The sequence below is a fragment of the Ruegeria sp. BHSA162 genome (assembly GCF_059613385.1).
The window spans coordinates 1-22,109 of the sequence record NZ_JBXWSK010000015.1; the positions used below are offsets into that span (position 1 = coordinate 1).

Genomic DNA, 22,109 nt, shown 5'->3' on the forward strand with positions numbered 1-22,109 from the left:
GTCGGGTTGGCCGATCCGGATGGCTCAATCCAGATCGACGCGCCGCGTTTTGCCAGTATGGACGAGGTGCAGGACACAGTGGATGGTGTCATCATCGCGACGCCGACCCGCCTGCATGCCGAACATGGCATTCTGGCCGCATCCCGCGGTTGGAATATGCTGATCGAAAAGCCGGTTGCCGCGTCGGTCGATGATGCCCTGCGCCTTAAGACGGCCGTTAGCGAGGCCAATGTCCGCAGCCTGGTCGGCCACCATAGGCGGTACCACACAACCTTGCAGCACCTGAAGGAGGTGATCGCGCAAGGTACGATCGGACAAGTCATCAACGTCTCGTTGCTGTGGGCCATGCGTAAACCCGACAGCTATTTTGAACAGAACTGGCGGACTTCCGATGGCAGCCCGGTGATGATCAATCTCGTGCACGATATCGATGTCCTGCGCTTTGTGATCGGAGAAATCTCGGAGGTTGTCGCCCTGCCCGGCGCGTCAATCCGCGGATCGGATCGGATCGAAAGCGGCGCTGTCGCGATCGCATTCGAAAACGGCGCGACGGGTACCATCAGCTTTGCCGACACCGCGCCCAGCCCTTGGGGGTTTGAAGCCGGAACCGGCGAAAATCCGAACATCGGCACGACCCGCCAGGACATGATGTGGATCACGGGAACCAGGGGCGCCTTCAGTTTTCCATCCATGACCCTGTGGCGCGGACAGGATTGGGGCACTGCAGCCCAAAAAGACCAACTTCCAAGGCCGGACCAGACACGCACACCGCTGGAGGCGCAACTGGATCACTTCCTTGACGTGATCGATGGCGCCCCACCTTTGATCGACGTCGGGGATGCAGCCCGGACGCTCGAAGTCACATCACGCATCGAACAGGAGCTGAAGGCGCGAACCGCTCGAGCGCGGGCGCCGGCCTGACTGAGACGCGGCAGAGCAAAATTTCGGACCATTCAAAAGACCAATGACTATTCCCCGGGCAATATGAGCAATCAGACTGCAAATCCGCCCGCGACAGACACAAGAATGATAACCAGACTTATTCACGGAAAGGGAAACCAATGAGCAAACCATCAATTGGGTTTATCGGCCTTGGACTCATGGGCGGAGCCATGGTGAGCCGGCTGTTGGACCAGGGATACTCGGTCACGGTGTTGGGAAACCGCGACCGCACACATCTGGATGCCGCGATTGACCGGGGCGCCCGCGAGGCGCAAAACGCGCGGGAGTTGGCTCAGGCCAGCGACATCGTGATGCTGTGCATGGGAACGTCTGAGCAGGTCGAGGGCCGTATGCGCGGTGCTGATGGAGTGATCGCGGGACTGAAGCCCGGGGCGATCGTCATCGACTTTGGCACCTCGCTTCCGGGCAGTACACGCGCCCTGGCCGAGGAGGTTGCCGCAGCCGGCGGAAGCTACCTTGACGCGCCACTTGGCCGGACGCCGTCGCATGCGCTGGAAGGCAAGCTCAACATCATGACGTCCGGCGACAAGGCTGCCTTCGACAAGGCCGAGCCGACACTGAAGGATCTGGGCGAAAACGTCTTCTACCTGGGCCCTGTCGGATCGGGACATACGATCAAGCTGATCAACAACTTCTTCGGCATGACGGTCGCGAACGCGATGGCCGAAGCCTTTGCCATGGCTGACATCACCGGCGTTAACCGCAAGCAGCTGTATGACGTTATGGCCGCGGGGCCGCTGCATTCCGGAATGATGGATTTCGTCAAAGCCTACGGTGTCGAGAATGATCCAAACCAGCTGGCTTTTGCCATCAAGAACGCGGCAAAAGACCTTGGGTATTATGAGCGAATGGCGCGCGACGCCGGCGTAACCAGCGTGATGTCGCAGGGTGCGCTTTCCGCGCTGAACGACGCGCGCGACCACGGTCAGGCGGATGACATGGTCAGCCAGATGGTTGACTACTACGTCAGACGTTTCAACACCTGATCGATGGCCGTCACCGCCAACCCCACTGCGGATCTGCCGCGCCTCGGCATCGTGCTGATGCTGACGGCGTGGCTGTTCTTTTCGCTGGTGGACCTTGGGGCCAAATGGTTGGCGTTGGCCGGCGTGCCGGCATTTCAGTTGGCGTTCATGCGTTATGCAGGGCACTTCGTGATCTCAGTGGGCGTGATCGCCAAGGGCGGGATCGAGGCCAGCCGGTTCAAGACGGACCACCCTTGGCAGGTGATAAGCCGGGCCTTGCTCCTGATTTCGGCGACCGTTTTCAATTTTTATGCCCTGCGGTTTTTGCCGCTGACCGTGGTGTCGGCAATCATGTTTTCCAGCCCGGTCATTGTGTGTTTTCTGTCCGTCTTTGTGTTGAAAGAAAGCGTGGGCCCATGGCGTTGGACGGCCATCATCCTCGGCTTCCTAGGGGTGTTGGTTGTCGTGCGGCCGTTTGGTTCGGCCTTTCATCTGACCATGCTGCTGATCGTCTACAATGCCACCGCGTTGGCCTTGTACTCGATCATGACGCGCAGGCTGTCGGGGGTTGTTGCCGTGGACACCATGCAATTCTACCTCGGGCTTACCGGGACGGTGGTCCTGCTGCCCTTCGCCATCTGGTTTTGGATCCAACCGGAAAACACCTGGAGCCTGATCGTCCTGATCAGTCTTGGCGTCTTTGGATGGTGCGGGCATCAACTGCTGACGAACGCGCATCGGTTCGGAACGGCGAACCAGCTGATGCCATTTACCTATTCGTTCCTGATCTATGTTGCGATCTGGGGCTATCTGTTCTTTGACACGGTACCGGACGCATTCACGTTGGCAGGGGCTGCGCTGATCATGGCCGCCGGTCTCATCATCTGGAAAAGAGAAAAGAAATGACGCGAATTGCCTGCATCGGCGAAGCAATGATTGAATTGTCCATGCTGGAAACCGGCGCGAAGGTGGGTGTCGCGGGGGATACGTTGAACACGGCCATCTACATGCACCGCGCAGCGCCTGACCTGCAGGTGGAGTATGTGACATGTTTGGGCGACGACCCGTTCTCGGGGCGCATCGCGGACTTCATCGCCACTCATGGCATCGGGACATCCGGCATCCGCATCATTCCGAACGCCTCTCCGGGCCTGTACGCGATCACGACCTCTGCGGACGGTGAACGCAGCTTTACCTATTGGCGCAGCGAAGCGGCCGCCCGTCAGCTTTTTGCCAATCACGACTTTAGCTCGTTGAACGGCTATGACGTGCTGTACTTGTCGGGGATTTCCGTGGCCATTCTTCCGCATTCGGTAAGGCTTGCGCTTCTGGACTGGCTCGACGGCGCTTCAGTCCGGTTGGTCTATGACAGCAACTTTCGTCCACGTCTTTGGGATAGCGTTGAACACGCCCGGCAGATCAACCAACGCCTTTGGCGGCGTGCGGACATCGCCCTGCCATCCATCGACGACGAGATGGCACTTTTCGGGGAAAGCGCCGAACAGGTGGCGGCGCGCTTTGCGGGTCATCACGGAATCGGCGCGTTGAAGCGCGGAGAGAATGGCCCCCTGTCCATTGGTCAGAGCATTGACCAAACCTATGAGCCTGCCAAAAACGTGCTGGATACGACCGCGGCAGGCGACAGTTTCAACGGTGGGTACCTCGCGGCGTTGCTGACTGGGAAATCACAGGCCGAGGCCCTGATGGCTGGACACAATCTGGCATCCACCGTTGTTCAGTTCCGCGGCGCGATCATTCCCGGATAAACGGCGCGAGATCCTCGGCTCCGACAAGACGCAAAAGCGGCACTACCGGATCTGGCTGCTTGACAGCCGAGGCGATTTCCAACGCGCAAGGATCGTTCAGCGCCCGACCTTTGGCGGTCTCGGACATGCAATAGGAGACCCAGGCCCGCATCCCCGCGATCACCGCCTGAGAGCCGGTCTCACGAAGTGTGGAAACAAATCGATAGGGCAGCTTCTGGCTTCCATCCATCGCGATTTGGTCCAGACGGTGCGCCAACTCGGGGTTTTCAAAGCGGCGCAACAGAGCCTCGGCATAGTCCGGAACCTGTGCTTGCACCGCGGCGGGCAGCGTTGCGCCCGCATCCTTCATCAACTCGGAAACTAGCGGACGCAGAACCGGGTCTCGAACCGCTTCGTGGACGTAGGTCAGGCCCCGCTCCAACCCGGCATAAGCCAAAAGGGAATGGGCCCCGTTCAACATGCGCAGCTTTCGAAGCTCGTGCGGGGCCACGTCATCGACCAATTGCACGCCCGGCCAATCCGGATGCGGTCCGGCAAAATTGTCTTCGATCACCCACTCAGAGAACGCCTCGGTCGGAACGGCCATGGGATCGCCGCTGATTGCGCGTACAGAGTCCGTTGTGGCCGGGGTGATCCGGTCGACCATCGCGTTGGGAAAGCGAACGGTGTCCCAATTGACGTCCAGACCGGCTGCTTTCGCGAAATCGGAAACGGCCGTCTCGAGCGTTTTGCCATTTTCCATACGATTGTCGCAGCTTAGCACCGTCACAGGTTTGCGCCGTTCCGCAAGGCCAAAAGCCAAAAACCCGATCAGAGTCGCGGGCCCCTGCCCTGCCAGATCGGCGGCAATCGCCGGGTCCTGGAGGTTCAGCTTGCCCACGGCGTCAAGATGATAACCTTTCTCGGTCACGGTCGCCGAGATGATCTCGGCATCCGTCATCGCATCGATAATCGCTGCACGATCCTCGGGCGCGACCAGAACGTCGCGAAGAGCTTTAATGCGCCGGACGCCCTGCCCCTGCACGCACAGATCGTACTCGAAACCCTGCCGGGCCAATCCATCCCGAACCGAGGATGAACGCAGGCTGACGCCGACAACGTCCCATCCGCCCGCTTGATCGGTGTAGTCCAGCAAATGCGCCCGGGCAAAGTTTCCGAGGCCGAAGTGAAGAATTATACCCATCTAGCTTTGCAATCCATAAACCTGTTTCGCCAGATCGACCGCCAGCAACCGTGCAAGATGCTCGGCACTGTCCCGACCGAAGTAACCGCGCGCAACCTGCTCGGCCAAATGAATCGCCACGCCCCGCCGCCAGAGGTCGTGTCGTGCAGGAATGGACAGGAAAGCCCGCGTGTCGTCATTGAATCCGGCCAGATTGTAATATCCGGCCGTTTCAACGACCTGATCAAAATACCGCGCAATCCCGGCCGGACTGTCATGGAACCACCAGGGCGGCCCGATCCGAAGGCACGGCCAATGTCCCGCCATTGGTGCCAGTTCACGGGCATAGGTGCCTTCGTCCAGTGTGAACAGAATGATGCGCAGTTCCGCTGAGTTTCCGACCCGGTTCAACAGCGCCTCAAGGCCCGTGACCCAATCCATCGCGATTGGAATGTCGGCCCCCTTGTCCCGTCCGAAATCCCGCAATACCGCGTGGTTCGTGTTGCGCTTGCTGCCTGCATGTATCTGCATGGTCAGACCATCATCGACAGACATCTGCGCCATTTCGATCAGCATATGCCCGTAGAAACGGCGGGCGTCCTGTTCGGTCCCTTCCCGCCGTCTCAGCCGCTGGTACAGCGCATCCGGGTCCTCAAGCCACTCGGTCTGTACACGTTCGATACCGTGGTCGGTGGCGGTACAGCGCAGTTGGATGAAATAAGCTCGCCGCATCCGCAGTGCGTTGAGATAACCATCATAGCTGTCCAGATCGCAGCCTGTCAGCTCGGCCAACTTGTTCAGGTTCTGCACGAACTCCGGGTCCGCCCCATCCAAGACCCCGTCCGGGCGGAACGTCGGAACAACCCGCCCGCCCCAACCGCTTGCACGGATCTCCTGATGCTGTGTGAGAGTGTCGAGAGCCGAATCCGTGGTGGCCAGCACCTCGATCCCGAACCTGTCGAACAAAGCCCTCGGGCGAAAATCGGGTTGCGCCAGCTTTTCCGCGATCTTGTCGTAGATCAGATCTGCGGTGCGCGAAGACAACTCTTCAGACACGCCCAGCGTTTCATGCAGCACGTAGTTCATCCAGATCCGGGAAGGCGTTCCCAGAAACAGATGCCAATGTTCGGCAAATGTGCGGAAAACGGCGCGAGGATCCTTCTTTCGCCCCTCTTCCCCAACGCCGAGTTCCGACAAGGGAACGCCCTGCGAATAGAGCATACGGAACACGTAATGGTCGGGAACCACCAACAGCTCTGCCGGGTTGGGAAACGGCGCATCGGTTGCAAACCACCCCGGATCGCAGTGACCATGCGGAGATACGATCGGCAGGTCCTTGATGCCCAGGTACAGGTCTTCTGCCATCCCATTCAAATTGCCAGTCAATTCTGCCTCCGATACTGCCACCGTCAATTGTTAACACAGTTTTTAATGGTTGCATCTTTCCCGTTCGAACCCGCAGACTGACCGGGTGACCCGGGGGATTGAATGAATATTGCGCTGATTGGTTTGGGGATGGTTTCCGGCACGCATGTCGCCGCCATTCGGGCATCGGATCAAGGCCTCAGTCTTGCCGGAGTCCTCGGGCGCAATCCCGACAAGGCAGCTGCGTTCGCGCGGCGAAACGAGACCCGCGCATTCGTCTCGGTCGAGGAAATCGCGAACGACCCACAGGTCGACTTTGCGATCATCGCAACCCCACCCGATCAGCGCACAGAGTTGGTACGGATTCTTTCGACCGCGTCGAAACCGATCCTGATGGAAAAGCCAATTGAAAGAACACTGGGCGCCGCGAAAGCCATTGTCGAGCAGTGCGAGGTGTCGGGCGTACCGCTGGGCATCGTCTTTCAGCACCGCGCACGCGCCGCGTCGCAGGCGCTGAAATCAGCCATTGAACAGGGTGAGCTGGGCGCGATCGCCACGGTCGAGATTCGTGTCCCCTGGTGGCGCGATCAGAGCTACTATGACGAACCGGGTCGCGGCACTTATGCACGCGACGGAGGCGGCGTCATGATCTCGCAGGCAATCCACACGCTTGACCTTGCGATGTGGCTGCTGGGACCGATCTCGGACATTCAGGCCGTGATGAGAAAAACTCCTCTACACAATCTCGAGGCCGAGGATTGGGCAGGTGCAGTCTTTGAAATGGACAACGGCGCGGTGGGAACGTTGATGGCAACTACCGCCGAATATCCCGGGTCTGCTGAGTCCATCACGATCCAAGGCACCCTAGCCAAAGCGCATCTGGAGTCAGGTGTCCTGACCGTGACCACTTTCGACGGCCGGGAATCCACGGTCGGCGAAACCGCCGCCACAGGCGGAGGGGCCGATCCCATGGCGTTCACACATGCCTGGCATCAGGCGGTCATCGAGGACTTCGCCAAGGCCGTTTCCAGTGGAACACAACCTATGGCCACCGGACGCAGTGCCCTTTTGACCCACGCCGTCATCGACGCGATGCAGATCGCCAATCGAACCGGCCAGAAAACACGAGTCATCTCATGAGCCTGACCTGCGTCGCCCTTGGCCTCGACCACCGCCATATCTATGGCATGACGGAAAACATGCGCAAAATCGGCGTGGACTGCGTTGGCTATTGGACACAGGGCGATCCGGAGACGCTGGCGGGCTACGTCAAAAGGTTTCCCGATATTCCGCGGCTGGCCCAACTGGAAGACGCCCTGACCTGCGGCGCGGATCTGGCACTGATTTCAGCGATACCGGCAGATAGGGCCGCGTTGGCGGTCCGCGCGATGCAGAACGGCATGGATGTCATGAGCGACAAGCCGGGCTGCACGACGTTCGAACAACTCGACCAGATCAAAAGAGCGGTCGCAGACACCGGTCGGATCTGGTCGGTGAACTTCTCGGAGCGGTTCGAAACGCCCGTCAGCACCCGGGCCATCGAGCTGGTCGAGGCCGGTGCCATCGGGCGCGTGGTCCAGACGGTCGGACTTGGCCCGCACCGATTGAACCGGGCGACCCGGCCGGAATGGTTTTTTCGGCGCGACTGCTACGGCGGCATTCTGACCGACATCGCCTCGCATCAGATTGATCAGTTCCTGCACTACACGGGTTCGAAAACCGCCGAAATCACAAACGCTTATGTGGCAAACTACGCAAACCCGAGCGATCCCGGATTGCAGGATTTCGGCGAGATCAATCTGCGCAGCGAGAATGGAACCGGGTACATCCGGGTTGACTGGTTTACGCCGGATGCCTTGCCAAACTGGGGGGATGGTCGTCTGACGATCCTAGGCACCGAAGGATACATCGAGTTGCGGAAATACGTCGATGTGGGTGGAGCCCCGGGGACAGATCATCTGATCCTCGTCAATGGTGACACCTGCCAAAAGATCGACGCATCCGACGCCGGCCTTCCCTACTTTTCGCGCCTCGCCGATGACATCCTCAACCGGACCGAAACCGCAATGACGCAGACCCACTGCTTTACGGTCATGGAACTGGCACTGCGCGCGCAGGAAATGGCGGAACGCAGATGATCAACGTTGCGATCCTCGGCGCAGGTATCGGTGCGCAACATCTGGACGCTCTGGAACGGCTTGACCGCACCTTTTGCGTAGCCGCCGTGGTCGACCAGAATATCGACCGGATCGAACAGATACGGCAGAACTCGGGTTTTCGAGCATTGACCAACATTCAGGACGCTCTGGATGATCCGACGATTGATGTCATCGACCTCTGCCTGCCGCCCCATCTGCATGTGCCGACCACGCTTGCAGCATTGGCTGCTGGAAAACACGTTGTTTGCGAGAAGCCTCTTGCGACCTCGATGCAGGATGTGGATCGGATCACGGCAGCCGCAAGCAGCGCGGGCAAGCAGGTGTTTCCGGTCTTTCAATACCGGTGGGGCCCGTCACTGGCCCAATTGCGCCACCTTCAACGCGCAGGCCTGACCGGAGCGGTCCAAACTGCCGCGCTTGAAACCCATTGGTCCCGAGGGGCGGACTATTACGCGGTACCGTGGCGGGGGACATGGGCCGGTGAACGCGGCGGCGCGGTTCTGGGCCATGCCATCCACAACCATGATCTGCTGACTCATATCGCGGGTGATATCGCCTGGGTTTCTGCAATGACCACAACGCGGGTCAACCCGATCGAGACCGAAGACTGCGCCGCGATCTGCTTTGGCATGACTTCCGGAGCCTTGTGCACAAGCAATATCACCTTGGGCGCAGCCACGGACGAAACCCGCCTGCGGTTCGTCTTTGAAAAACTGACCGCCACTTCTGGCACCGAACCCTATGCCCCGGGTCAAACGCCCTGGTCATTCGTCGCACGGGATCCGGCGGATCAAGCCGCTATCGACGCGGCTCTTGCCGCCGCCGCGGCCGAGCCAACGGGGTTCGTAGGATTTTTTACCGAAGTCGGCAAGGCGCTGCGGTCCGAGGCAAATTCGGCCGTTACGCTGAAGGATGGCGCTGCGTCCATCGGCCTTGTGACGGCGATTTATCACGCGGCGCGCACCGGGCAGCGCGTTGCCCTTCCCATCAGGCCCGATCACCCGCTGTATGAAGGATGGCTGCCATGAAACAATGTTGGCGTTGGTTCGGACCCGAGGATCCGATCGCCCTGGCCGATCTCCATCAGGTCGGGGTTCAGGGCATCGTCACCGCGCTGCATCACATCCCGCCCGGACAGCCTTGGGATGAACAGAGCATCGCCGACCGGCAGGCCGTTCTGGCCGCGGCCGGGTACAGTTGGGACGTTGTCGAAAGCCTGCCCGTCTCAGAGGCGATCAAGACGCAGTCGGCGGACATGGCCGAGCATCTGCAGGCGTACAAGTCCAGCCTCAGGGCCCTGTCCGCCCGTGGAATCAAAGTTGTTTGCTACAACTTCATGCCGATCCTGGATTGGACACGCACCGCCCTTCGCGCCCTGCAGCCGCATGGCGGAACGGCCATGCTGTTCGACCTGACCGATTTTGCAGTTTTCGACATACATATTCTTGAACGTCCGGGCGCGTCCGAAGACTATTCCCACGCCGTCCAGCAAGCGGCCAAGGATCGCTTCATAGGCATGTCGGATGTCTCCAAGGCCCAGTTGCAGCACAATGTCACCGCGGGGCTGCCCGGCGCCAACGATCAGTGGAGCGTAGAGGACGTGCGCGCCTTGCTGCGGACATATGCCGAGATAGACCGCGACCGGCTGCGCGCAAACCTCATCGACTTCCTGTCTGAAGTCGCCCCGGTCGCCCAACAATTGGGGCTGCGCTTGTGCTGTCATCCGGATGATCCGCCCTTCTCGCTGCTCGGTCTGCCGCGGATCATGTCCAGTACCGATGACTACGGCGCCGTACTGGATGCGGTTGATATGCCCGCGAACGGCGCAACCTTGTGTACCGGATCGCTGGGTGTTTCCCCTGAATTCGATGGGCCGGAGTTCGTGCGCCGGCATGGCGACCGGATTCACTTTGCCCATCTTCGGAATACCCGACGCATCGCGGGGTCGGACAGACAGAAGCCGGATTTCTATGAGGCTGCGCATCTGGAGGGCGACACCGACATGGTCGGAACCATTCGCGAGCTGATGGACGAACAACGCCGCCGCAAATCTCAAGGGCGGGACGACTGGCAAATTCCGATGCGACCCGACCACGGACAAGAGCTGCTGAGCGATCTGGGCGGACACAGCACTCCCGGCTATCCACTGATCGGACGAATGCGCGGGTTGGCCGAACTGCGCGGCATCATGGCGGCGTTCTTGTAACGCGTCGGATCAGGCGGTTTCTTTCCGCCGCACCACTTCTTTGCTTGCCTGAACGCCGCATTCTTCGTTTACTTACGGTACGTAAACGGGCAGCGGGGTGTCTTCCGGACTCGCCCGACGTCTGTTCAAGACGCGTGAAACTCCCGCGAAAACCGATGCCTTGAGGCATCAATTTTCGAAACGTCTGCCAGACGGCAAAGACGGAAGAACGGGAGGAGTCCAAATGAAAACTGCAGGCGTAATCGGTCTAGGCGACATGGGCAGCGGCCTTGCCCAGAACCTGATCAAGAATGGCTTTGAAACATCTGGTTTCGACTTGAGTGAGACGCGTATGACGGCATTTGCCGACATGGGCGGCCTGCCTAAGGACAGCGTGGGACAGGTCGGCCGTCATGCCGCCAGCGTGTTTGTCATGGTGATGAACGGAGATCAGGCCCGCGATGTCATTCTGGGTGAAGACGGACTGGTTGCGAACATGGCCGAAGGCGGAACGGTCATCCTGTCGGCGACCATTACCCCGGCCGAAGCAAGCGCGATCGGGCAAGACATGGAAGGTTCGGGCATCCACCTGATTGACACCCCGGTTTCGGGTGGGTTTCCCGGCGCGCAGAACGGCACATTGACGATGATGGCTGCCGGAGCTTCGGATGTGCTGGACCGAAATGCCGAAGTCATGCAGGCAGTGTCGGCAACCATTCACCGGGTCGGAGCAAACGCCGGCGACGGGCAAACCGTGAAAGCCTGCCTGCAATCCCTTATCGGATCGATCTTTTCCGCCACATTCGAGGCTGCGGCCCTGGCGGCCAAAGCCGGTGTCAGCGGTCAGGCATTGCTTGACGTGTTCTCATCCTCTAGCGCGGGGTGCGGTGTGGTGAATACCGCCCTTGAAAACATCATTGATCGCAAGTTCGAGGCTACTGGCAGCCACATCGCAACCATGCACAAGGACCTGACGATCTCTCTGGCCCTGGCCGGTGCGTTGGGCGTTCCAATGCATACCGCCTCGTCCGCAATGCAGATCTTTCACGCCGGAAAAACCAAATACCCGAACGGCGACAACTGGGTGTGTACCCGCGTCATCGAAGAGATCGTTGGCGCAGAATTGCATCGCTGAGGGGGCCGGACATGAAATTAGGTGTAATTTGCGACGGCATTTCCCGCGATCTGCGGCATGCCGTGGACGTGATGGACGAATTCGGTCTGGACTATGCAGAACTTCAGTTCGTAGGCGACACCGAGGTCGGGGACCATTCCCCGCAGGAAATTGCCGAGATCGACGCGCTCTTGCGCGACCGGGGCAAGCCTGTGTCCTGTCTGTCGCGCCATATCTTCGCGGGGATGACAGCTGCCAACAGGCCCGGTGACGAGCTGCACACCCGACACATGGACGCCTTGAAACGCGTGATCGACATGGCGCATGTCGTGGGGTCTCCGCTGGTTCGGATCATGACCCAACGAAAAGAGCAGATACTCTGGGGAAAAAACGGCGCCGAGAAGTGGAACGTCGCGCATGGGGTATGGGACTCGATGCCACCGCTGATCGCGCCGGCGGTTGAACTGGCCAGGGCTGAGGGCGTGACGCTTGTCGTGGAAACCGGAAACGGCACGCTGGTCAATTCGAACTATACCGCCCGCAAACTGATCGACGAGTTGGATGCAAAGGATGCGTTGAAAGTTCTTTGGGACCCCGGAAACAACTGCTGGTGCCATGAACTGGCATATCCGGACGGTTACGAAGAACTGCGCGGCGGCTATCTGGGGCACATTCACATCAAGGACGTAAAGGTCGATACACCGCGGGCAACGCTGGAAGTGCGCCGCATGGGGGAAGGTCAGCTTGCGCCTCTGTTCCAACCCATCGCGGACGCGCTCCGATCCGACGGCTATGAAGGCGTGATTTCCTTCGAAAGCGTTTATCATCCCGGCAACGGAAATTTCGAAGATGGGTTTCGTCTGTGCATAGACAAGTTCAAAAGCCTGTTTGCATGAATGAAAGCTCTAGAGTGTTACAAATCAGATACTTAAGCCTCCAAGTTGAATGCCGAATGGGGCGCGGAAAGCTGGGCACACTCCCGCAAAATCAAGGAAAGGATCAGATGGATGAAGCAAGAGTTTTTTGAATTGTCCATTGAAACGCCCGGCAAATCCCTGACCGACATCAGCGGGGTGGTTCAGCGTGCGGTTTCCGAACATGAGTTTGTCTCGGGCCTGCTTACCCTTTGGTGCGTCCACACCGGTGCCGCGCTGTTGGTGCAGGCCAATGCCGATCCCGAGGTGGTTAAGGATATCGAGAGGTTCTTCGAAGAACTGGTCCCCAAGTCACCAGGCAAGTATCACCACCGCCCGAGCGAAGACGACAACGCGCCATCGCACCTGCGGGCGCTGCTGACGCAAACGCAGGTGTCGATCCCGGTCGAACAGGGACAGCTTCCGCTGGGTCGCGTACAAAGCCTGTACCTGTTCGAACATCGCGAGGCACCCAAGACACGACGATTGAAGGTGCACTACATCGGGACTTGAGGCCTTGGGTCACATGGAGCGTTGACGGTGCTACCGCCCCATCCAGCCCCCGTCGACAACAAGGATTTCACCGTTGACGTAGTCCGACGCTGCAGAAGCCAGAAAGACTACAGGTCCAGCAAAATCACCTGGCGTACCCCAACGGCCCTGGGGTGTTCGTTCCAGGATCGACTTCGACCGAACCGGATCGTCCTGCAGGGCTTGGGTGTTGTCGGTCGCGATGTAGCCGGGGGCGATTGCATTCACGTTCACACCCTGCCCGGCCCACTCATTGGCCAGGGCCTTCGTCAGCTGTCCGATACCACCTTTCGAGGCCGCATATCCGGGAACGGTGATGCCGCCCTGAAACGTCAGCAGCGATGCGGTGAAGATGATCTTGCCCGAGCCGCGCGCCAGCATGTCCTTGCCGATCTCGCGGGACAGAACGAACTGCGAGGACAGGTTGACCTCAATCACTTCGTCCCACCAGTCGTCCGGGTGTTCGGCGGCTGGCTTGCGTTTGATCGTGCCGGCATTGTTGACAAGGATATCAGGGGTTTGTCCGTCGGCCCTCAACTGATCAATGAACCCGTGCAGCGCGGAGCGGTCCGAGAAGTCGCATTGGTAAGCCCGGAAACTGCGCCCCATCGCCGTGACGGCTTTTTCGACCTCTGACCCGGACAGTTCGAGCGAGGCCGACACTCCGATGATATCGGCTCCGGCCGATGCCAATGCCTCGGCCATGCCGCGCCCGATCCCGCGTTTGCACCCGGTCACAAGTGCCGTTTTTCCCGTCAGGTCGAAACTTTGCAAAACACTCATGAACGCGGTCCTACTTCGATCAGGCTTTTCATTGCGGTTGGGCTGCGATCCAGTGCTTCGAACGCGGCCTGAATGTCTGCCAGAGGGCTGACGTCAGTGATCACGACATCCGCGTCCACTCCGCCCGAGGCGACAACTGCGATCGCCTTATCGTAGTCCTCCGGCTCATAGACCCGAGCACCGATCAGTTGCAGCTCTCGCCAGAAGAATTGGAACAGGTCGATATGGGGCTTTTGAGCATGGATCGCGACCATCACGATCCGGGCCCGCGTCGCGGCAACGGCGGTCATCGCATCAACACCGGGCTGCGTTCCCGATACCTCGAAAACCACATCCGCCCCTTTGTCGCCCGTGCGCGCGTTGATTGTGGACACCAGATCGGTCTCGGTTGGGTTGATCGTATCAAAGCCAAGTTTTTCTGCGATCGCCAGACGGTTCGGATTCACTTCGGAAATCACGACGTTTCCGCCCGCGTCCCGCGCAACCATGGCAACCAGGATGCCGATCGGGCCACCGCCGATGACGACGACGTCCTCGCCAGGCTGCAGTCCAGACAGCCGCACATCGTGGCAAGCAACGGCGACCGGCTCGATCAGCGCCGCGTGATCCATGCGCAAGTCATCCGGTAGAACGTGCAAGGTGTGGGCCGGAACGGTCCAGATCTCTTGCATGGCACCATCGGTATCGAGGCCGAGAAACTTGAGGTTCTGGCAGATATGCTGATGCCCCCGTTTGCAAGCCGGGCATTCGCCGCAGTGATCCAGCGGTCGGACCACGACCTTTTGGCCGGGCTTTACCGTATCGACGCCCTCGCCCACCGCTTCGACGACACCGGACATCTCGTGCCCGATTACCCGGTTCAGGCCGACACGGGCATCCATGTTGCCGTGGTAGACGTGCATATCCGTCCCGCATATCCCGCAATACGCTACGCGAATGGCGGCCTCGCCAGCGCCCGGAGCCGTCGCCTGGGCCTGTTCTACGGCAAAGCTCTTGTTGCCCCTGTAGTACGCCGCAGAGATCGTCTGGGTCGTCATGTATGCATCTCCCTGTGTTCCGCATTCAGTTTGTCCCAGTCGAATTCCACTCCGGTCCCCGGCGTATCCGGGGCCACGGCCAGGTAGTCTTCCACGACAAGCGGACGGGTCGTGTACTGGTCTATCGGGAATGAGTGTACTTCCAGCCAACCCGAATTGGGTTGCGCCGAAACAAGGCTGACGTGCAGCTCCTGCATACCATGGCTACAAACCGGAATGCCGTGCTGGGCGCTTAGCGCGGCCACGCGCAACCAGCCGGTAATGCCGCCACAGTTTGAGGCATCGGGCTGGATGAAACTCAGCTTGGCGTCATCGAAGGCATACTCGAATTCGTGAATCGTGTGCAGGTTTTCACCCATGGCAAGGGGAACGCCCGTGGCTTCGGCAATTCGGCCATAGCCTTTGTAATCGTCTGGAATTGTCGGCTCCTCGAACCACAGGATATCGCAGTCGGCGAACCCCTGGGCGGCCTCGATGGCCTGCTCGACGCTCATGGAGTAATTCGCGTCGACCATGAAGAACCGATCCGGCCCCAGCATCTCGCGCACTGCCCGGGCACGTGCAAGATCGTCGGCAAGATCCGGTTGCCCAACCTTGATCTTGACCGCGTTGAACCCACGCGCAAGGTAGCCTTCGGTCTGGCGCAGCAGTTTCTCCAACGAGAAATTCAGGTCGATCCCGCCGGCATAGGCCTTGCACCGTTTGGATGCTCCGCCTGCCATTTGCCACAGCGGTGCATTCTGCGCTCTGCCACGAATGTCCCAAAGGGCAATATCCACGGCGGAGATGGCGAACGAGGCTATCCCACCTCGTGCGACGTAGTGCACGTGCCACTGCATGGCATCGTACAGGCTTTCGATCTGTTCCGCGTCTTGTCCTACAAGGAACGGTGCCAGATCATGCTGGATCATCGCCAAGATGGCATGACCGCCCTTGCCGCCCGTATAGGTATACCCAACCCCCTCGACCCCATCCGTCGTTTGAATGGTGACGGTGATCAATTGAAAGAACGTGTGATCCCCGTGTTTGGCATCGACCAGGACTTCGGCGAGCGGGACGTTGAACAGCCGCGCTGAAACACTTTCTATGCGATTCACGAACCCAAGACCTTCTGCTGCCTGGCAATAACCCGAGACTGTAAAAGGATGACCGCAAAAAGAAAGCCTCCACGTATAACCATCTGCCAATAGGCGCTGAAACTGATGGTGCCCTGACCGTTTTCAAAGTTCAGAACGTTGAACACCAGACCCAGCAAAAGCGCTCCGGCCACGGTTGCAGGGATCGACCCCATCCCACCTGTCAACAAGGTGCCGCCCACAACGACGGACGCGATGGCCGACAATTCCCATCCGATGCCCTCAAGGGGTTGTCCTGCTCCAAAACCCGAGGCCAGAAAGACGCCAGCCAGCCCGGCACAGCCACCCGAAAGCAGGTAGACGAAAGCCTTGGCGCGGTTCACCTTCAGACCCATGAGGTTCGAGGCATCCTCGCTGCCACCGATCGCCAAGACGGTCCGCCCGATGGTTGTTCTTTCCAGCACCAGCCAAAGTGCCAGCGTCAGTCCGGCCACGATGACGATTGCCCATGGAAACAGGCCGAACGCCTGCCCCATGCCAAGCTTGGTGAAGTTCGACCCCCAATCGACCGAAATTGTCTGGGCGCCCGAAATCACCAATGCGCCGCCTTTTGCGGCCAGCATGGTGGCCAGCGTGGCGATGAAAGGCGGGATGCGAAGGACGATGATGCAAAAGGCGTTGATCGCTCCGAAACCAATCCCGGCAAGCACGGCCCCCGGCAGGGCAACCTGAATCCCGTATGGGCTGAGATAAGCCGCAACGACCGACGTAAAGGCCGCCACGGATCCAACCGACAGATCAATCCCGCCGGTCATGATCACGAAGCACATGCCCAGCGCAATCGCGATGAACATCGCGTTGTAGTTCAGGAAAGACGAGAAGTTGTAGGCGCTGCCAAAGTTGTCATAGCGCATCAGCCCGAACAGAATCAAAGCCAGCAGTGCGATCCACACCGTCACCGAGGCCGAATTGCGCCGAAGGTACTTTCGCAGGTCAAAAGCCGTTTCATCCAACATCGATCAAGCCCTCCGGAACTGCTGGACCCAAACGGCCAGGATTATGATGACGGCTTTGGCGATCAGTGCAACTTCGTCCTCTACCCCGTTGGCCAACAATGTATATTTGACCAGCTGGATGATCACGGCACCCAGAATGGCGCCAAAGATCGGCGCCCGCCCGCCTTGCAAAAGAGCCCCGCCAACGACAGCGGCCGCGATGGCATCAAGCTCCATCAGATTGCCGTTGCGCGCGGCGTCCGAGGCCGAGTTGATCGCAACCACGATCAGACCGGCCAGGCCTGCAAGCACCGCGCAGATGACATAGGCCCCGATCTTGACCCGCCGGACGGGACCACCCGCCAGATAGGCCGCACGTTCATTGCCGCCGATCGCCAGCAGGTAGCGGCCCCAAGTGGTTCTGGTGATCACCCAAAACAGCACACAGGCAATCGCCAGCGCCAGCCACCCCTGGAACGGCAAGCCAAGCACCTTGCCGGTTCCAAGATAACTGAATGAAGGGTTGGAAAATGTCTGCAGGTTCCCGTTCGTCAAAACCTGAGCAATTCCGCGACCCGAGATGAAAAGAATGAGCGTCGCAACAATGGGCTGCACGTTCAACACAGCAACCATCACGCCGTTGAATACCCCGCATAGCCCCGCGACGAACAGCGGCAGGACAATGGCCAAAGTGACGCCAAGCATCGGATTGGCGGCGCCCAGATCCGACAGAAAGATCAGCGGGGCCAACGCCCCAGCCAGAGCCATGACCGCGCCAACCGACAGATCGATCCCGCCCGTGGCGATGACCAGCGTCATGCCCATGGCCACGATGGCGATCGTGGCAACCTGACTGATATTCACGAACAGGGTCTGCAGCTGCAGGAAATTGGGGGTGAAAAACGCGTTGAACACCAGCAGGGCGACCAACGCGGCGATGCCGCCATGAAAGCGGAAGGGCATCGATGCGACCCGTTGCGGCAACTTCATTGCGCGGTCCATGAACCAGTTCCTTCTTCATGATGCGCAAGCGCGCGCACCAGTATATTCTCGGTAATCCCGGGGTTGGTCAGTTCCTTGACCGAGCGCCCCTCGTGCATGACCACGATGCGGTCAGCGCCTTCCACCAGTTCTTCGAATTCCGAACTGATGAGGACAACGCCGAACCCCTTTCCGACATAAGACCGAATGAACGATTGGATCTCTCGCTTGGCGCCGACATCCACGCCTCGGGTCGGCTCGTCGAGTATCAGGATGTCGGGCTGCGTCGCCAGCCAACGGGCAAGCAGAACCTTCTGCTGGTTGCCGCCGGACAACTCGCGAATGGGTTGGTCCATATGCGCCGCCTTGATGCCCAGATCGTCGATGAAGGCCTGAACGATCTCGCGCTCGCGGGCAAAGTCGATCTGACCACGTCTGGCCAGCTTCGGCAGCAGGGCCAGTGTCATATTCTCGCGCACGGACATGTCAGGAATGATCCCTTCGGCCTTGCGATCTTCGGTTAGAAAGCCGACCCCATTTGCGATCGCGTCACCTGGTCCGGACGGTTGCCCGACCGCACCGTGCAGCTCGATTGCGCCGCTGCGTGCACTGTCCACACCGAACAATGCGCGCGCAGCCTCTGTCCGGCCAGAGCCCAGAAGCCCGCCCAGCCCAACGATCTCCCCGCGGTGGAGCGTGAGGTCGAAATGTGTCAGTCGCGGGCCTGTCGAAACAGAGTCGGCCCGCAAAACAATATCGCCTTTCTTGGCCTTGGCGCCGGCGAAGTCCGTGAGCCCGTCTGCCGCGATCTCGTCCTTGTTGCGGCCCAGCATGTCCGCGATCATTTCCAGTTTGGTCGTGTCCTGCACATTGCGCGTGCTGACTGTGCGGCCGTCTCGCATCGTTGTGACCCGGTCGCAGATCTGGAACAGCTCATCGAGAAAATGCGAGACATACAGGACGGAAACACCCTGCTTCTTCAATTCACGCACCACACCGAACAGAACCTCGACCTCGCTGGCATCCAGCGACGAGGTGGGTTCGTCCATGATGACCAGCTTTGCGTCCAATGACACAGCCCGCGCAATCGCAACCAACTGCTGGATGGCTGTCGAGAAATTTCCCAGCGGCTCGGTCACGTCGATATCTATGCCAAAGCGCGCAAGAACCTCGCGTGCGCGCCTGTTGCCTTCGCGCCAGTCGACCAGAAAGCCAAGACGTTTGGGCTCGTACCCCATGATAATGTTCTCGGTCACTGACCGCAGCGGCACCAGGTTGAGCTCTTGATAGATCGTGGCAATTCCGGATTCCTGCGCTTCGCGCGGAGTGGAGATGTGGCCCGGCACACCCGCCAGATGCACGTCGCCGGCATCCCGGTCGTAAACTCCGGTCAGGACCTTGATCATCGTCGATTTGCCGGCACCGTTCTGACCGATCAGCGCATGAACCTCGCCCGGTGCGATCTCCAGGCTGGCCTGGCTGAGTGCCGGTACGCCGGCAAAGGACTTTTCAATTCCCGACATCGAGACGAGCGCATTCATGAGATGTCTTCCTCCTTTTGCTTGCAGGCGGCGCCGACCACAGGCCAGCACCACCCACCAGGGAGAATCAATAGGCTTCGTCGATGTGATCGGCCGCGTTGTCCTTGGTAAAGATGCGATCTTCGACTTTCACCCATTCCGGGATCGTCTCGCCAGCCGCGTATTTCTTCATGACTTCACAGGCCAGTGGGCCGAAGAAAGGCGAGCTTTCGACCGTGACGCCCATCTTGCCGTCGATGATGGCTTGTAGCGCATCGCGTGTCCCGTCGATCGAAACGATGGTCACGTCCTCGCCGGGCTTGCGGCCCGCCAGTTCCAGAGCCTGGATCGCGCCGATCGCCATCTCGTCATTGTGGGCGTAGACCACGTTCACGTCGGGATGCGCCTGCAGCAGGGTTTCCATCACCTGACGACCCAGGTCGCGCGCAAAGTCCCCGGTCTGAGAGGCCACGATCTCAAAACGGTCATCCGCTGCGATCGCGTCGTCGAAGCCCTTTTTGCGGTCATTTGCAGGCGAGGACCCTGTCGTGCCTTCCAACTGGACGATGATGCCTTTGTCGCCCTCGAAATTCTCCATCAGCCATTGCGCGGCCCGGTTGCCCTGATCAATGAAGTCCGATCCAAGAAATGCCACGAAATGTTCGCCCGGCTTGGCGACGGCTGGATCAACCGAACGGTCCACCAGAAAGGTCGGAATGCCGGCGGCACGAGCCTTCATAACGGCCGGGATCAGCGGCTTTTCTTCCCGCGGGGGCAGGAACAGGACGTCGATGCCTTGCGCGATCATGCTGTCCACATCCGCAACCTGCTTGGCCGCAGATCCGGCCGCATCCGTCGCGATAAGATCCCAGCCGCAGGCCTCTGCCGTGTCATGGAACGACTTCGTCTCGGCAATGCGCCAGGGATTGTTCGACTCCATCTGCGCAAAGCCGACCTTGTAGCGATCTTTCTGCTCAAGCGGCGGCAGATCCTGCGCCATCGCCGTGGTGCCCAACAGCGCACCTGCGACAACCGTCGAGATCAAAAGAGTTCTGCGTTTCATGGTTATTCCTCCTCCATTGGTGCGGTCGCCTCCGTTTTGACCGCGAGTTTTCAGGTCATGCCCAATTCATGTAAGTCGTCTGTTTCCTCAGATAGCCATCGAAGCCATAGGCGCCGTCTTCGCCCCCAACCCCGGACAGGCCCCAACCAGTGTGAAACCCCTGCACGGCCTCGCCATTCGAACGGTTCAGGTACAGTTCGCCGAACTTCAAACGGCTCGGGGCCTCCATCAATCGGCGGTGCGATGCCGTAAAGAGATAGGCGGACAGCCCGAATGACGTGTCATTCGCAAAGGCTATCGCCTCATCAAAATCATCGACTCGCATGGCTGTCGCCACGGGGCCAAAGACCTCCTCCTGCATCGCGGCATTGCCGTTGTCGTAGACCTCGAGAACGGTCGGGGACATCCAGTGCCCTTTGCCGTGCGCGCCGTCCGTCAAAGGCCCACCTTGGAGATGCACCGTGGCACCCTCTGCGATGCTGCGTTGGATGATTTCGGCGACCTTGGTCACTTCGACCTTGCTGACTTTGGGCCCTAGGTCGCAGTCCTCCATCGGATCCCCGATCGACAATGCGCGGGCTGCCGACACGAATTTTTCCAAGAACTGGTCGGCAATGTCGCGATGGAGATACATACGCTCGTTGCAGGTGCAGATCTGGCCGCAATTGGCAAACCGGGCGGCAATGGCGGCCGAAACGGCGGCGTCAACATCCGCATCCTCCATCACGATGAACGGAGCCTTGCCCCCAAGCTCGAGCCGGACAACCTTGATCCGGTCGGCCGCTGTGCGAAAAATCTCTTTCCCGGCGCGCGTGCTGCCGGTCATCGTGATCAGCGACGTATCGGGGTGTTCGACCAACCGCTGCCCAACCACCGGCCCTCTCCCCGTCAGAACATTCAGAACACCGGGCGGAAACCCGACCTTGTCCGCAAGCTCGGCAACCGCAAGACCGGAAAGCGGCGTGATTTCATGTCCCAACAAAACAACGGTGTTGCCCGCGACCAGCGCTGGCCCGATTTTCCTGGCCGCCAATGCCAAGGGATAGTTCCAGGCCGTCAGCGCAACGACAACCCCATAGGGATGGCGCCGAATCTGGATTTCTTCGGACCTGTTGTCCGAGGCCACTATGTCACCCGAAATCCGCCGGGCCTCTTCAGCTGCATGGCAAAGAAAGGTAGCGGCGGCATCCACTTCACCTCGGGCCTGCGAGATCGGCTTGCCCTGCTCGGCTGTGATCAAAGCAGCCAGACGCGCGGCGTCGACCCGGATGGCCTCGGCGAGCTTTCGGACCATTTGCGCCCGCTCGATCGCCGGGCGCGCAGACCACGCGCCAAAAGCCCGGCGGGCCGCCTCGACCGCTGCATCGGCATGCATGGCACCACCATCTGGAACCTGCGCTACGATCTCTTCATTTGCAGGGTTTTCGACATCGACCGCGTCCGCGTCAAAGTCGGCAAAGCGGCCATCGATGAACATCGAATGGCGAACGACTTGACCCAACTCCCCCACTACAGACCGCAATTTCGCCT

20 protein-coding genes and 1 pseudogene are annotated in these 22,109 nt (G+C 59.8%); 11 read left to right on the forward strand and 10 right to left on the reverse strand.

Features of this window, described 5'->3' with window-relative positions:
- From AC2FM5_RS06870 to AC2FM5_RS06885, 4 genes and pseudogenes are all read left to right on the forward strand, one after another.
- Positions 1 to 921, forward strand: a 921-nt coding sequence (locus AC2FM5_RS06870) for a Gfo/Idh/MocA family protein (RefSeq protein ID WP_496734645.1), incomplete at its 5' end; no start/stop codon positions are given.
- Positions 922 to 1,046: 125 nt separating this feature from the next.
- A pseudogene (locus AC2FM5_RS06875) lies at positions 1,047 to 1,949 on the forward strand (NAD(P)-dependent oxidoreductase); the annotation flags it as partial.
- 3 nt (positions 1,950 to 1,952) lie between these two features.
- The gene (locus AC2FM5_RS06880; RefSeq protein ID WP_170441806.1) at positions 1,953 to 2,834 is read left to right on the forward strand and encodes a DMT family transporter; all 882 of its coding nucleotides are present in this window, start codon (positions 1,953 to 1,955) and stop codon (positions 2,832 to 2,834) included.
- Entirely contained in the window at positions 2,831 to 3,694 is an 864-nt protein-coding gene (locus AC2FM5_RS06885) for a sugar kinase (RefSeq protein WP_496734648.1), read from the forward strand. The genes AC2FM5_RS06880 and AC2FM5_RS06885 overlap by 4 nt, the downstream gene beginning before the upstream one ends.
- Here AC2FM5_RS06885 and AC2FM5_RS06890 read toward each other — a convergent pair.
- Both AC2FM5_RS06890 and uxaC read right to left on the reverse strand, forming a co-directional pair.
- A complete protein-coding gene (locus AC2FM5_RS06890) occupies positions 3,681 to 4,877 on the reverse strand; it encodes a mannitol dehydrogenase family protein (RefSeq protein ID WP_496734650.1) in 1,197 nt (398 codons plus the stop codon). The genes AC2FM5_RS06885 and AC2FM5_RS06890 overlap by 14 nt on opposite strands.
- Complete coding sequence (gene uxaC / locus AC2FM5_RS06895) at positions 4,878 to 6,221, reverse strand: glucuronate isomerase (RefSeq protein WP_496734652.1); 1,344 nt, start codon at positions 6,219 to 6,221, stop codon at positions 4,878 to 4,880.
- A gap of 123 nt (positions 6,222 to 6,344) precedes the next feature.
- On the opposite strand from uxaC, the gene AC2FM5_RS06900 reads away from it, so the two are divergent.
- From AC2FM5_RS06900 to AC2FM5_RS06930, 7 genes are all read left to right on the forward strand, one after another.
- Positions 6,345 to 7,361: a Gfo/Idh/MocA family protein gene (locus tag AC2FM5_RS06900; RefSeq protein ID WP_496734654.1), complete on the forward strand. Its 1,017-nt coding sequence runs from the start codon at positions 6,345 to 6,347 to the stop codon at positions 7,359 to 7,361.
- A complete protein-coding gene (locus AC2FM5_RS06905) occupies positions 7,358 to 8,359 on the forward strand; it encodes a Gfo/Idh/MocA family protein (protein ID WP_496734656.1) in 1,002 nt (333 codons plus the stop codon). Before AC2FM5_RS06900 ends, AC2FM5_RS06905 begins: the two co-directional genes overlap by 4 nt.
- On the forward strand, positions 8,356 to 9,408 hold the full coding sequence (locus AC2FM5_RS06910; protein ID WP_496734658.1) for a Gfo/Idh/MocA family protein: 1,053 nt from the start codon (positions 8,356 to 8,358) through the stop codon (positions 9,406 to 9,408). Before AC2FM5_RS06905 ends, AC2FM5_RS06910 begins: the two co-directional genes overlap by 4 nt.
- The gene (gene uxuA / locus AC2FM5_RS06915; protein ID WP_496734660.1) at positions 9,405 to 10,586 is read left to right on the forward strand and encodes a mannonate dehydratase; all 1,182 of its coding nucleotides are present in this window, start codon (positions 9,405 to 9,407) and stop codon (positions 10,584 to 10,586) included. The genes AC2FM5_RS06910 and uxuA overlap by 4 nt, the downstream gene beginning before the upstream one ends.
- Before the next feature lie 223 nt (positions 10,587 to 10,809).
- On the forward strand, positions 10,810 to 11,700 hold the full coding sequence (locus tag AC2FM5_RS06920) for an NAD(P)-dependent oxidoreductase (RefSeq protein ID WP_496734662.1): 891 nt from the start codon (positions 10,810 to 10,812) through the stop codon (positions 11,698 to 11,700).
- An 11-nt stretch (positions 11,701 to 11,711) separates the two neighbouring features.
- Positions 11,712 to 12,575 carry a sugar phosphate isomerase/epimerase family protein gene (locus AC2FM5_RS06925; protein WP_170357457.1) on the forward strand — a complete coding sequence of 288 codons (864 nt, stop codon included), beginning with the start codon at positions 11,712 to 11,714 and terminating at the stop codon, positions 12,573 to 12,575.
- Positions 12,576 to 12,686: 111 nt separating this feature from the next.
- Positions 12,687 to 13,106, forward strand: coding sequence for a secondary thiamine-phosphate synthase enzyme YjbQ (locus AC2FM5_RS06930; RefSeq protein WP_170403924.1), 420 nt, complete (start codon positions 12,687 to 12,689; stop codon positions 13,104 to 13,106).
- Positions 13,107 to 13,136: 30 nt separating this feature from the next.
- Here AC2FM5_RS06930 and AC2FM5_RS06935 read toward each other — a convergent pair whose 3' ends face one another.
- From AC2FM5_RS06935 to AC2FM5_RS06970, 8 genes are all read right to left on the reverse strand, one after another.
- Positions 13,137 to 13,907, reverse strand: a complete 771-nt coding sequence (locus AC2FM5_RS06935; RefSeq protein WP_093961700.1) for an SDR family oxidoreductase — start codon at positions 13,905 to 13,907, stop codon at positions 13,137 to 13,139.
- Complete coding sequence (locus tag AC2FM5_RS06940; protein WP_170442265.1) at positions 13,904 to 14,944, reverse strand: zinc-dependent alcohol dehydrogenase; 1,041 nt, start codon at positions 14,942 to 14,944, stop codon at positions 13,904 to 13,906. Before AC2FM5_RS06940 ends, AC2FM5_RS06935 begins: the two co-directional genes overlap by 4 nt.
- Entirely contained in the window at positions 14,941 to 16,041 is a 1,101-nt protein-coding gene (locus AC2FM5_RS06945; RefSeq protein ID WP_170441766.1) for a mandelate racemase/muconate lactonizing enzyme family protein, read from the reverse strand. Before AC2FM5_RS06945 ends, AC2FM5_RS06940 begins: the two co-directional genes overlap by 4 nt.
- Positions 16,038 to 17,036 carry an ABC transporter permease gene (locus AC2FM5_RS06950; protein WP_170357453.1) on the reverse strand — a complete coding sequence of 333 codons (999 nt, stop codon included), beginning with the start codon at positions 17,034 to 17,036 and terminating at the stop codon, positions 16,038 to 16,040. The genes AC2FM5_RS06945 and AC2FM5_RS06950 overlap by 4 nt, the downstream gene beginning before the upstream one ends.
- Before the next feature lie 3 nt (positions 17,037 to 17,039).
- A complete protein-coding gene (locus AC2FM5_RS06955) occupies positions 17,040 to 18,017 on the reverse strand; it encodes an ABC transporter permease (RefSeq protein ID WP_170442258.1) in 978 nt (325 codons plus the stop codon).
- Positions 18,002 to 19,537, reverse strand: coding sequence for a sugar ABC transporter ATP-binding protein (locus tag AC2FM5_RS06960; protein WP_496734667.1), 1,536 nt, complete (start codon positions 19,535 to 19,537; stop codon positions 18,002 to 18,004). The genes AC2FM5_RS06955 and AC2FM5_RS06960 overlap by 16 nt, the downstream gene beginning before the upstream one ends.
- Before the next feature lie 67 nt (positions 19,538 to 19,604).
- The gene (locus AC2FM5_RS06965) at positions 19,605 to 20,579 is read right to left on the reverse strand and encodes an ABC transporter substrate-binding protein (protein WP_093961695.1); all 975 of its coding nucleotides are present in this window, start codon (positions 20,577 to 20,579) and stop codon (positions 19,605 to 19,607) included.
- Positions 20,580 to 20,634: 55 nt separating this feature from the next.
- Positions 20,635 to 22,056, reverse strand: coding sequence for an aldehyde dehydrogenase family protein (locus AC2FM5_RS06970; protein ID WP_496734669.1), 1,422 nt, complete (start codon positions 22,054 to 22,056; stop codon positions 20,635 to 20,637).
- Positions 22,057 to 22,109 lie beyond the last annotated feature (53 nt).

Excerpts from the sequence above, each read along its gene's own strand:
- AC2FM5_RS06950 (WP_170357453.1), bottom strand. The coding sequence starts at position 17,036 with ATGTTGGATGAAACGGCTTTTGACCTGCGAAAGTACCTTCGGCGCAAT.
- AC2FM5_RS06940 (WP_170442265.1), bottom strand. The coding sequence starts at position 14,944 with ATGACGACCCAGACGATCTCTGCGGCGTACTACAGGGGCAACAAGAGC.
- AC2FM5_RS06970 (WP_496734669.1), bottom strand. The coding sequence starts at position 22,056 with ATGTTCATCGATGGCCGCTTTGCCGACTTTGACGCGGACGCGGTCGAT.
- AC2FM5_RS06925 (WP_170357457.1), top strand. The coding sequence starts at position 11,712 with ATGAAATTAGGTGTAATTTGCGACGGCATTTCCCGCGATCTGCGGCAT.
- AC2FM5_RS06935 (WP_093961700.1), bottom strand. The coding sequence starts at position 13,907 with ATGAGTGTTTTGCAAAGTTTCGACCTGACGGGAAAAACGGCACTTGTG.
- AC2FM5_RS06905 (WP_496734656.1), top strand. The coding sequence starts at position 7,358 with ATGAGCCTGACCTGCGTCGCCCTTGGCCTCGACCACCGCCATATCTAT.
- AC2FM5_RS06930 (WP_170403924.1), top strand. The coding sequence starts at position 12,687 with ATGAAGCAAGAGTTTTTTGAATTGTCCATTGAAACGCCCGGCAAATCC.
- uxaC (WP_496734652.1), bottom strand. The coding sequence starts at position 6,221 with ATGGCAGAAGACCTGTACCTGGGCATCAAGGACCTGCCGATCGTATCT.
- AC2FM5_RS06885 (WP_496734648.1), top strand. The coding sequence starts at position 2,831 with ATGACGCGAATTGCCTGCATCGGCGAAGCAATGATTGAATTGTCCATG.
- AC2FM5_RS06960 (WP_496734667.1), bottom strand. The coding sequence starts at position 19,537 with ATGAATGCGCTCGTCTCGATGTCGGGAATTGAAAAGTCCTTTGCCGGC.
- uxuA (WP_496734660.1), top strand. The coding sequence starts at position 9,405 with ATGAAACAATGTTGGCGTTGGTTCGGACCCGAGGATCCGATCGCCCTG.
- AC2FM5_RS06910 (WP_496734658.1), top strand. The coding sequence starts at position 8,356 with ATGATCAACGTTGCGATCCTCGGCGCAGGTATCGGTGCGCAACATCTG.
- AC2FM5_RS06920 (WP_496734662.1), top strand. The coding sequence starts at position 10,810 with ATGAAAACTGCAGGCGTAATCGGTCTAGGCGACATGGGCAGCGGCCTT.
- AC2FM5_RS06955 (WP_170442258.1), bottom strand. The coding sequence starts at position 18,017 with ATGGACCGCGCAATGAAGTTGCCGCAACGGGTCGCATCGATGCCCTTC.
- AC2FM5_RS06890 (WP_496734650.1), bottom strand. The coding sequence starts at position 4,877 with ATGGGTATAATTCTTCACTTCGGCCTCGGAAACTTTGCCCGGGCGCAT.
- AC2FM5_RS06880 (WP_170441806.1), top strand. The coding sequence starts at position 1,953 with ATGGCCGTCACCGCCAACCCCACTGCGGATCTGCCGCGCCTCGGCATC.
- AC2FM5_RS06900 (WP_496734654.1), top strand. The coding sequence starts at position 6,345 with ATGAATATTGCGCTGATTGGTTTGGGGATGGTTTCCGGCACGCATGTC.
- AC2FM5_RS06965 (WP_093961695.1), bottom strand. The coding sequence starts at position 20,579 with ATGAAACGCAGAACTCTTTTGATCTCGACGGTTGTCGCAGGTGCGCTG.